The following is a 263-nucleotide window of genomic DNA, read 5'->3' as shown; positions in this document are numbered from 1 at the left end:
AATGCGAACGGTCAGACCGGCCGCTTCTGGAAAGTCGTGAATCCGAACGTGAAAAACCGTGTGGGTGCGAATCCTGGCTACAAACTGATCGTCAACGACTCGCCGCTAATGCTCGCCGATCCGAACTCGAAGGTACGCCAGCGCGGCGGCTTCGCGACGCGTCACGTATGGGTCACGCCGTACGACACCACGCAACGCTATGCGAGCGGCGACTATCCGAATCAGCATGCGGGCGGCGACGGTCTGCCGCGTTATATCGAGGC

At 60.8% G+C, this 263-nt stretch carries 1 pseudogene; it reads left to right on the top strand.

The features are described from left to right. Window positions 1-60: 60 nt before the first annotated feature. Window positions 61-263, top strand: a pseudogene (locus tag SB786_RS36625) (tyramine oxidase); the annotation flags it as partial.

Origin of the sequence: Burkholderia sp. SIMBA_062 (assembly GCF_046534765.1) — a bacterium.
Classification (GTDB): domain Bacteria; phylum Pseudomonadota; class Gammaproteobacteria; order Burkholderiales; family Burkholderiaceae; genus Burkholderia; species Burkholderia ambifaria.
This window is presented reverse-complemented; position numbering and strand designations above follow the sequence as displayed.